We start from the raw sequence: 8,515 nt of genomic DNA on the forward strand, positions 1-8,515 counted from the left end.
GGGAGACCACACCATGCAACTCCACGACGTCTGGTTCGTGCTCATCGCCGTCCTGTGGATCGGCTACTTCTTCCTGGAGGGCTTCGACTTCGGAGTCGGCGTCCTGACCAAGCTGCTCGCCCGCGACCGCACGGAGAAGCGGGTCCTGATCAACACGATCGGGCCGGTGTGGGACGGCAACGAGGTCTGGCTGCTCACCGCGGGCGGAGCGACCTTCGCCGCCTTCCCCGAGTGGTACGCCACCCTCTTCTCCGGCTTCTACCTGCCGCTGCTGCTCATCCTGATCTGCCTGATCATCCGCGGTGTCGCCTTCGAGTACCGCCACAAGCGGCCCGAGGACGCATGGCAGACCAACTGGGAACACGCGATCTTCTGGACCTCGCTGATTCCCGCCTTCCTGTGGGGCGTCGCGTTCGCCAACATCGTGCGCGGCGTGAAGATCGACGCGAACAAGGAGTACGTCGGGACCTTCCTCGACCTGCTCAACGTGTACGCGATCCTCGGCGGACTGGTCGCCCTCACCCTCTTCACCTTCCACGGCGCGGTGTTCACCTCGCTCAAGACGGTCGGCGACATCCGGGACCGCTCCCGGCGGCTGGCGGCCCGGCTCGGTGTGGTGACCGCCGTGCTGGCGCTGGTCTTCCTCGTCTGGACCCAGGCCTCGCGCGGCGACGGCAAGAGCCTGGTGGCGATGGTGGTCGCGGTGGCGGCCCTGGTCGGCGCCCTAGGCTTCAACCTCGCGGGCCGGGAGGGGTGGTCGTTCGCCCTGTCGGGGATCACCATCGCCGCCGCGGTCGCCATGCTCTTCCTGACGCTCTTCCCGAACGTCATGCCGTCTTCGCTGAACGACGCCTGGAGCCTCACGGTCACCAATGCCTCGTCCAGCCCGTACACCCTGAAGATCATGACCTGGTGCGCGGGAGTGGCCACTCCGCTCGTCCTGCTCTACCAGGGCTGGACGTACTGGGTGTTCCGCAAGCGGATCGGCACGCAGCACATCGTCGACGCGCACTGAACCCGCTCGATCCCGCCCTCCTGCCTGACTGACCCTGCCCCTGGGGATGTTTCACGTGAAACCGATCGACCCGCGCCTGCTCCGGTACGCCCGTTCCACCCGCCTCTTCCTCGGGGCGGTGGTGGCCCTGGGCCTCGCCGGGGCGGGGCTGGTCGTCGGTCAGGCGATGCTGATCGCCGAGATCGTGGTCGGCGCCTTCGAGGAGGGGCTGGACGGCGAAGCCCTCCGGACCCCCCTGCTGCTCCTCGCCGCCGTGGCGCTGGGGCGGGGGCTGATCGCCTGGCTGACGGAGCTGGCCGCGCACCGGGCGGGCGCGGCGGTCAAGTCCGAGCTGCGCGGCCGGCTGCTGGAGCGGGCCGCGGACCTGGGACCCGGCTGGCTGGACGGGCAGCGGACCGGTTCGCTGGTGGCATTGGCCACCCGGGGGGTGGACGCCCTCGACGACTACTTCTCGCGCTACCTGCCCCAGCTGGGGCTGGCGGTCGTCGTACCGGTGGCCGTGCTCGCGCGGATCGCCACCGAGGACTGGGTGTCGGCGGCGATCATCGTGGTCACGCTCCCCCTGATCCCGCTGTTCATGGTCCTCATCGGCATGGCCACCCAGTCCCGGATGGACCGCCAGTGGCGGATGCTGTCCCGGTTGTCGGGGCACTTCCTCGACGTGGTGGCCGGGCTGCCCACCCTGAAGGTCTTCGGGCGTGCCAAGGCGCAGGCCGAGTCGATCCGCGCGATCACCGACGATTACCGGCGCGCGACGATGCGGACCCTGCGTATCGCCTTCCTGTCCTCCTTCGCCCTGGAACTGCTGGCGACCCTGTCGGTGGCGCTGGTGGCCGTGACCATCGGCATGCGGCTGGTCCACGGCGAACTCGACCTCTACACCGGGCTGGTCATCCTGATCCTGGCGCCGGAGGCCTACCTGCCGCTGCGACAGGTGGGCGCGCAGTACCACGCGGCCGCGGAGGGTCTGGCGGCCGCCGAGCAGATCTTCGAGGTACTGGAAACCCCCGTCGCGAACCCGGGCGGCCGGGTGGTGCTGCCGGCGGGCACCCCTCTGCGGATCGAGTTCGACGGGGTCGCCGTCCGGTACGAGGGGCGCGGCGGGGATTCGCCGGGGCCGGTTTCGCTGGCCGTCGAGCCGGGGGAGTGCGTCGCCCTCACCGGCCCCAGCGGGGCCGGGAAGTCCACGCTGCTCCAGGTGCTGCTGGGATTCACGGCACCGACGGCGGGGCGGGTCCGCATCGGCGGCGTGGACCTCGCGCTGCTCGCGCCCGACCAGTGGCGCGAGCGGATCGCCTGGGTGCCCCAGCGGCCGCACCTGTTCGCCGCGACGATCGCCGAGAACGTACGGCTGGCCCGCAGCGGGGCGTCCGACGCCGACGTGGTCCAGGCCTTGCAGGACGCCGGAGCCTGGGAGTTCGTCGCCGAGCTGCCCCGCGGCATGGAGACAGCCCTGGGCGAGGGCGGCACAGGGCTCTCCGCCGGCCAGCGTCAGCGCCTCGCCCTGGCGCGGGCGTTCCTGGCGGACCGCCCCGTACTGCTGCTGGACGAGCCGACGGCCGCGCTGGACGGGGAGACGGAGGCCGGGGTCGTGGACGCCGTGCGGCGGCTCTCCGTCGGGCGCACCGTGCTCCTGGTCGTGCACCGGCCGGCCCTGCTCGCCGTCGCGGACCGGGTGGTCCCGCTGGCGGCGCAGGACCGCCCGGCCGGGCTCCTCCCCCGGCCCGCCGCCAGCGGGACCCGGCCCGCCGCCGAACCGCGCGGATCCACTCCGGACGCCGGGGAGTGGATCCTCGGCCCCGCGTCCGAGAAGACGGGGAGGGCCGGCGGGGCGGACGCGGGCGGGACCGATCCGCTGCGCCGGGTGCGTGCGGTGGCCAAGGCCTGGCAGGGCCGGTTCCGGCTGGGCCTGCTGCTCGGGGCGCTGGCCGTCGGCAGCAGCGTCGGTCTGATGGCCGTCTCCGGCTGGCTGATCTCGCGCGCCTCCGAACAGCCCCCCGTGCTCTACCTGATGGTCGCGGTCACCGCCACCAGGGCCTTCGGCATGGGACGGGCCGTCTTCCGGTACGCCGAGCGGCTGGTCTCCCACGACGCCGTGCTGCGGATGCTCGCCGACCTGAGGGTGTCGGTGTACCGGCGGCTCGAGCGCATCGCCCCCGCAGGACTGCGCGAGCACCGGCGCGGCGACCTGCTGGCGCGGCTGGTGGCCGACGCCGACGCCCTGCAGGACCACTGGCTTCGCTGGCTGCTGCCGGTCGGCACCGCGGTGCTGGTCGGGACCGGCTCGGTGGCCTTCACCTCCTGGCTGCTGCCCGAGGCGGGGGCGGTGCTCGCGGCGGGACTGCTCGCCGCCGGCCTCGGCGTGCCCCTGGTCAGCGGGGCGACCGCCCGCCGCGCCGAACGCCGGCTCGCGCCCGCCCGGGGCGAGCTCGCCACCCGGGTGGCCGACCTCCTCACCGGTACCGCGGAGCTGACCGTGGCCGGCGCCCTGGAGGACCGCAAGGGCCGGACCCGGGAGAGCGACGGCGTGCTCACGCGCATCGCCGCCCGGGGCGCCGCCGCCACCGGTCTGGGCAGCGGCCTTTCCGCACTGGTCTGCGGGCTCACCGTGGTGGCCGCCGCGGCCGTCGCCGCGAACGCGGTGCACGACGGGCGGCTGTCCGGGGTGGCCATGGCCGTCGCCGTGCTGACCCCCCTCGCCGCCTTCGAGGCGGTCAACGGGCTTCCGCTGGCCGTCCAGTACCGCCAACGGGTCCGCCGCAGCGCCGAGCGGGTCTACGAGGTCATCGACGCGCCGGCTCCGGTCGTCGAGCCGGCGCATCCGGCCGGGGCCCCGGCCTCCCCCTTCCCGCTGCGGCTGACGGGGCTGGCCGCCCGCCACCCCGGCCAGGAGAGGGAGGCACTGCACGGGCTGGACCTGACTCTGGAAGCGGGGCGCCGGATCGCCGTGGTCGGCCCCTCGGGCTCCGGCAAGACCACCCTGGCGCAGGTCCTGCTGCGGTTCCTGGACCCGCACGAGGGCACGTACACCCTGGGCGGGACGGACGCGCGCACCCTCGACGGCGACGACGTACGGGCGCGCGTGGGGCTGTGCGCCCAGGACGCCCACATCTTCGACAGCTCGGTACGGGAGAACCTGCGACTGGCCCGGACCGGGGCGAACGAGGCGGAACTGCGGGACGCGCTGGCGGCGGCCCGGCTGCTGGAGTGGGCCGACGGCCTGCCGGACGGCCTGGACACCCTCGTCGGCGAGCACGGGGAGCGCATCTCCGGCGGACAGCGCCAGCGCCTGGCCCTGGCCCGTGCGCTGCTCGCGGACTTCCCCGTGCTGGTCCTGGACGAGCCGGCCGAGCATCTGGACCCGGCCACGGCGGACGCCCTGACGGATGACCTGCTGGCGGCCACGGAGGGGCGCACCACGGTGCTGATCACGCACCGGCTCGCCGGTCTGGAGGCGGTCGACGAGGTGCTCGTACTGGAGCACGGAGAAGTCGCGCAGCGCGGTTCCTACGCGGAGCTGGCCGCTGCCGAGGGGCCGCTGCGGCGGATGCTGGAGCGGGAATGGGAAACGGACGGAACGCGGCCGACTTTCCACAGCAAAAGGGACTAACTACTCTCAAGGGCATGTCAGCGCAGGAGTCATCGGACGGAACGCCGGACCCGATGGAGGCCGCCACTCGGGCCACCAGGAGCCTGCAGGGCCTGTCCACCGAGCTCACCGCCCGGGTGCCCCAGCTGTTGGAGGCCATGAGGTCGGTCGGCACGGGTCTCGAACTGCACTCCACCCTGGACCGCATCTGCGAGACCGCGGCCGAGCTCGCCGGCGCCCGGTACGCGGCGATCGGGGTCGTCGACCCGGAGGGCCGGGGGCTTTCGGACTTCGTCACCTTCGGAATCGGCTCGGAGCCGGCCAGGAAGATCGGCCACCGCCCCGACGGGAAGCGGGGGCTGCTGGGCGCCCTGATCTCGCACCCGGACACGGTGCGCCTCGCCGATCTGACCCAGGACCCGCGCTCCGCCGGGTTCCCGGCCCACCACCCGCCCATGAAGACCTTCCTCGGCGTCCCGATCCGCGTGCAGGGGGAGATCTTCGGCAATCTGTACCTCGCCGAGAAGAAAGGCGGCGGCGAGTTCAACGACTACGACGTCCACATGGTCCGGGTGCTGGCCACCGAGGCGGGCATCGCCATCGGCAACGCCCGGCTGTACGAGGCCGCCACCCAGCGCGAGCGCTGGATCGACGGCTCGGTGGCCGTCACCACCGCCCTGCTGTCCGGCGGGGACGCGGACGACGCCCTTGCGGTGGTGGCCGAGCAGGCCCGGCGGCTGGCCGACTCCGCCGCCGGGATCGTGATGCTGCCGGCGGCGGACGGCGGGATGGAGATCGTCGCCGTCTCCGCCGAGAACCCGGCCACCTCGCTCGGCATGGTGATCCCGGCCGAGAGTCCCGTGGTGGGCCGGCTGCTGCGGGGCGAGGCCGTCTTCGTGGACGACGCCGCCGCCGACCCCCGCACGATCAGCAGGCTGGCCGACCAGTACGGGCCGTGCATGATGCTGCCCCTGCACAGCGGCGGCCGGGTGCTGGGCGCCCTGGTCACTCCGCGCGCCCGCGACAAGCGGCCGTTCAGCGAGGCCGAACGCACTCTTGCGACGCAGTTCGCCTCCCAGGCGGCGCTCGCCCTGATGATGGCGGAGGCGCAGCGGGACCGGGAGCGGCTGGCCGTGTTCGAGGACCGCGACCGGATCGCGCGCGACCTGCACGATCTGGTCATCCAGCGGCTCTTCGCCACCGGGATGATGCTGGAGGGCGCCCAGCGCAGATCGGTCGTTCCCGAGGTCCGTGACGGCGTCGGCAAGGCGGTGGACGAGCTCGACGTGACCATCCAGGAGATCCGTACGGCGATCTTCGCCTTGCAGCAGGGCCCGGCGGAGGCCCCCTCGGGGCTGCGCACCCGGGTGCTGCGGGAGATCAACATGGCGGCCGTGCCGCTGGGCTTCAAGCCCGCCCACCGCTTCCTCGGCCCGATCGACGCCGTCGTCGGCGAGCTGGTCGGCAAGAACCTGATCGCGGCCCTCCGCGAAGCCCTGTCCAACGCCTTCCGGCACGCCGAGGCATCGCGGATCGAAGTGGTCGTGGACTCCACCGCCATCCTCGCCGACGGGCGGCCCGGGGTGCGGCTGGAGGTCGCCGACGACGGGGTGGGGATTGCGCAGGGCGGGCGTCGCAGCGGCCTGCGGAACCTGCGCCGCCGGGCGGAGTCGCTGGGCGGCGCGAGCTCGTACGGCCCCGGTATCGGGGAGGACGGCGGCGGGACCACCGTGGTGTGGGAGGCCCCGCTCTAGAGATCGTCCGCCCGTACGGCATGCCGGGCCGCGACCGGCGCCCGCCCCGGCCGGGTCGCGGCGGGCGGGGTCAGATGCCCTGCTGCTCGGCCGCGATGGCCGCGGTGCGCTCGGCCAGGATGCGTTCGATCACGACGGCGACCCCGTCCTCGTTGTTGGCGGTGGTGCGGCCGGACGCGGCCGCGATCACGTCCGGGTGGGCATTGCCCATCGCGTACGAGGTGCCCGCCCAGCCGAGCATCTCCACATCGTTCGGCATGTCGCCGAAGGCGACGACCTCGGCGGGAGCGATGCCCCGTTCGGCGCAGCAGAGCTCCAGGGTGCTCGCCTTGGAGACGCCGGGGCCGCTGATCTCCAGCAGGGAGGTCGGGCTGGACCGGGTGATCGACGCATAGGCGCCGGCGGCGGAGCGGGCCAGGGCCAGGAACGCGTCCGGAGCCAGCTCGGAGTGGTGCGCGAGCAGCTTGAGCACGGGGGCGGAGCCTTCGTCCGTGTCCTCGTGCAGCAGCTTCTCCGCGGTGGCGACCGTGGCGCCGGGGTCCTGGAAGAAGGGCGGGTACTCCGGTTCGTAGGAGATGCCGGTGGTCAGCTCGACCGCGAAGGACGTACCGGGGGCGGCGGCTCGCAGGGCCTCCACCACGGAGCCGGCCGCGGTCCGGGGCAACGCCCGGACCTGGACGAACGCCGGACCGCCGTGCAGGTCGACCACCGCCGCGCCATTGGCGCAGATGGCGAGGCCGTGGCCGTGCACGTGGTCGCTGACCACGCCCATCCACCGTGCCGGGCGCCCGGTCACGAAGAAGACCTCGATGCCGGCCTCCTCGGCGGCGGCGAGTGCGTCGACGGTGCGGGCCGAGAGCGACTTGTCGTCGCGCAGCAGGGTGCCGTCGAGGTCGGTGGCGATCAGCCGGGGCGTGGGAGTGGGCCCTTCCGGGCGCTGGGGAGCCGAGGTCACGGCTCCATCTTCGCCCATGGTCCCGAGCGGGCGAACCATGATCGGGACGACCTCCGGGGCCGGTCCGTGTTTCACGTGAAACATCGGTGCCGGGATCGTGTTTCACGTGAAACCTTCGCCTCGGTCCCGCGCGGGCCGGTCGGGCGGCCCCGTAGGCTCGAACGCATGAGTCTGCGTCTGAGTACGGTGATCCTTCCGGTACGTCGATGGCACGAGGGCGGTCGTGACCAGTGGGAGCGGGCCGAACGGCTCGGGTTCCACACCGCCTACACCTACGACCACCTTTCCTGGCGGACCTTCCGCGACGGCCCGTGGTTCGGCGCGGTGCCCACCCTGACCGCGGCGGCCGCCGTCACCGAGCGGCTGCGCCTGGGCACGCTCGTCACTTCGCCGAACTTCCGTCACCCGGTGACCCTGGCCAAGGACCTCATGTCCCTGGACGACGTCTCCGGGGGCCGTGTCACCCTCGGGATCGGTGCGGGTGGCAACGGCTTCGACGCGACCGCCCTGGGCCAGGACCCCTGGACCCCGCGGGAGCGGGCCGACCGCTTCGCCGAGTTCGTACCGCTGCTGGACCGGCTGCTGACCGAGGAGGCGGTGACCCACGAAGGGGCCTTCTACTCCGCCGTGGAGGCGCGCAACATCCCCGGCTGCGTGCAGCGCCCCAGGCTGCCCTTCGCCGTCGCCGCGACCGGGCCGCGCGGCCTGAAGCTCGCCGCCCGGCACGGCCAGGCATGGGTGACCACGGGTGACCCGAAGCTCTTCGATGAGGGCACCGCGGAGCAGTCGCTGGATGCCCTGCGCGGGCAGGTCGGCGCGCTCGGCAAGGCCTTGGCGGAGATCGGGCGCGAGACCGGGTCCGTGGAGAAGATCCTGCTCACCGGCTTCACTCCGGATCGCAACACCATGCTGGAGTCCGTGGACGCGTTCGTCGACTTCGCGGGCCGCCACCGGGAGCTGGGCTTCACGGAGCTGGTGGTCCACGCGCCCATCCCCGACTCCGATTTCGCAGCCGACGAGGCCGTCTTCGAACGGATCGCCACCGAGGCCCTCGCCCAACTGGAAGGCTGACCCGTGGGGCGGGGCCCCGCCCCCGGGGGGGGGGGGGGGGCCCCCGGGGAGACCCGCCCGGTGGGCCCGCCGCGCCGCCCGGGGGGGCGGGGGCGCACGGGGGCGGGGGGCCCCGGGCGCCGCACCCCCAC

5 protein-coding genes are annotated in these 8,515 nt (G+C 73.4%); 4 read left to right on the forward strand and 1 reads right to left on the reverse strand.

The genetic code is table 11. From position 1 onward, the window contains the following. Window positions 1-13 precede the first annotated feature (13 nt). The 3 genes from cydB to ACFWU6_RS12570 are packed head-to-tail and all read left to right on the forward strand — an operon-like array spanning window position 14 to window position 6,358. Complete coding sequence (gene cydB, locus ACFWU6_RS12560; protein ID WP_383980771.1) at window positions 14-1,015, forward strand: cytochrome d ubiquinol oxidase subunit II; 1,002 nt, start codon at window positions 14-16, stop codon at window positions 1,013-1,015. A 46-nt stretch (window positions 1,016-1,061) separates the two neighbouring features. Then, the gene (gene cydD, locus ACFWU6_RS12565) at window positions 1,062-4,625 is read left to right on the forward strand and encodes a thiol reductant ABC exporter subunit CydD (RefSeq protein WP_383980773.1); all 3,564 of its coding nucleotides are present in this window, start codon (window positions 1,062-1,064) and stop codon (window positions 4,623-4,625) included. 14 nt (window positions 4,626-4,639) lie between these two features. Continuing rightward, entirely contained in the window at window positions 4,640-6,358 is a 1,719-nt protein-coding gene (locus ACFWU6_RS12570) for a GAF domain-containing sensor histidine kinase (protein ID WP_383980775.1), read from the forward strand. 70 nt (window positions 6,359-6,428) lie between these two features. On the opposite strand, the gene ACFWU6_RS12575 is transcribed toward ACFWU6_RS12570, so the two are convergent. After that, window positions 6,429-7,331 (reverse strand): Cof-type HAD-IIB family hydrolase, encoded by a 903-nt coding sequence (locus tag ACFWU6_RS12575; protein ID WP_383800640.1) that lies wholly within the window; start codon window positions 7,329-7,331, stop codon window positions 6,429-6,431. A gap of 147 nt (window positions 7,332-7,478) precedes the next feature. On the opposite strand from ACFWU6_RS12575, the gene ACFWU6_RS12580 reads away from it, so the two are divergent. Further along, window positions 7,479-8,384, forward strand: coding sequence for an LLM class flavin-dependent oxidoreductase (locus ACFWU6_RS12580; protein WP_383980777.1), 906 nt, complete (start codon window positions 7,479-7,481; stop codon window positions 8,382-8,384). Window positions 8,385-8,515 lie beyond the last annotated feature (131 nt).

It is taken from the genome of Streptomyces sp. NPDC058674 (genome assembly GCF_042716505.1).
In the GTDB taxonomy this organism is placed as follows: domain Bacteria; phylum Actinomycetota; class Actinomycetes; order Streptomycetales; family Streptomycetaceae; genus Streptomyces.

Excerpts from the sequence above, each read along its gene's own strand:
- cydB (WP_383980771.1), top strand. The coding sequence starts at position 14 with ATGCAACTCCACGACGTCTGGTTCGTGCTCATCGCCGTCCTGTGGATC.
- cydD (WP_383980773.1), top strand. The coding sequence starts at position 1,062 with ATGTTTCACGTGAAACCGATCGACCCGCGCCTGCTCCGGTACGCCCGT.
- ACFWU6_RS12570 (WP_383980775.1), top strand. The coding sequence starts at position 4,640 with ATGTCAGCGCAGGAGTCATCGGACGGAACGCCGGACCCGATGGAGGCC.
- ACFWU6_RS12575 (WP_383800640.1), bottom strand. The coding sequence starts at position 7,331 with ATGGGCGAAGATGGAGCCGTGACCTCGGCTCCCCAGCGCCCGGAAGGG.
- ACFWU6_RS12580 (WP_383980777.1), top strand. The coding sequence starts at position 7,479 with ATGAGTCTGCGTCTGAGTACGGTGATCCTTCCGGTACGTCGATGGCAC.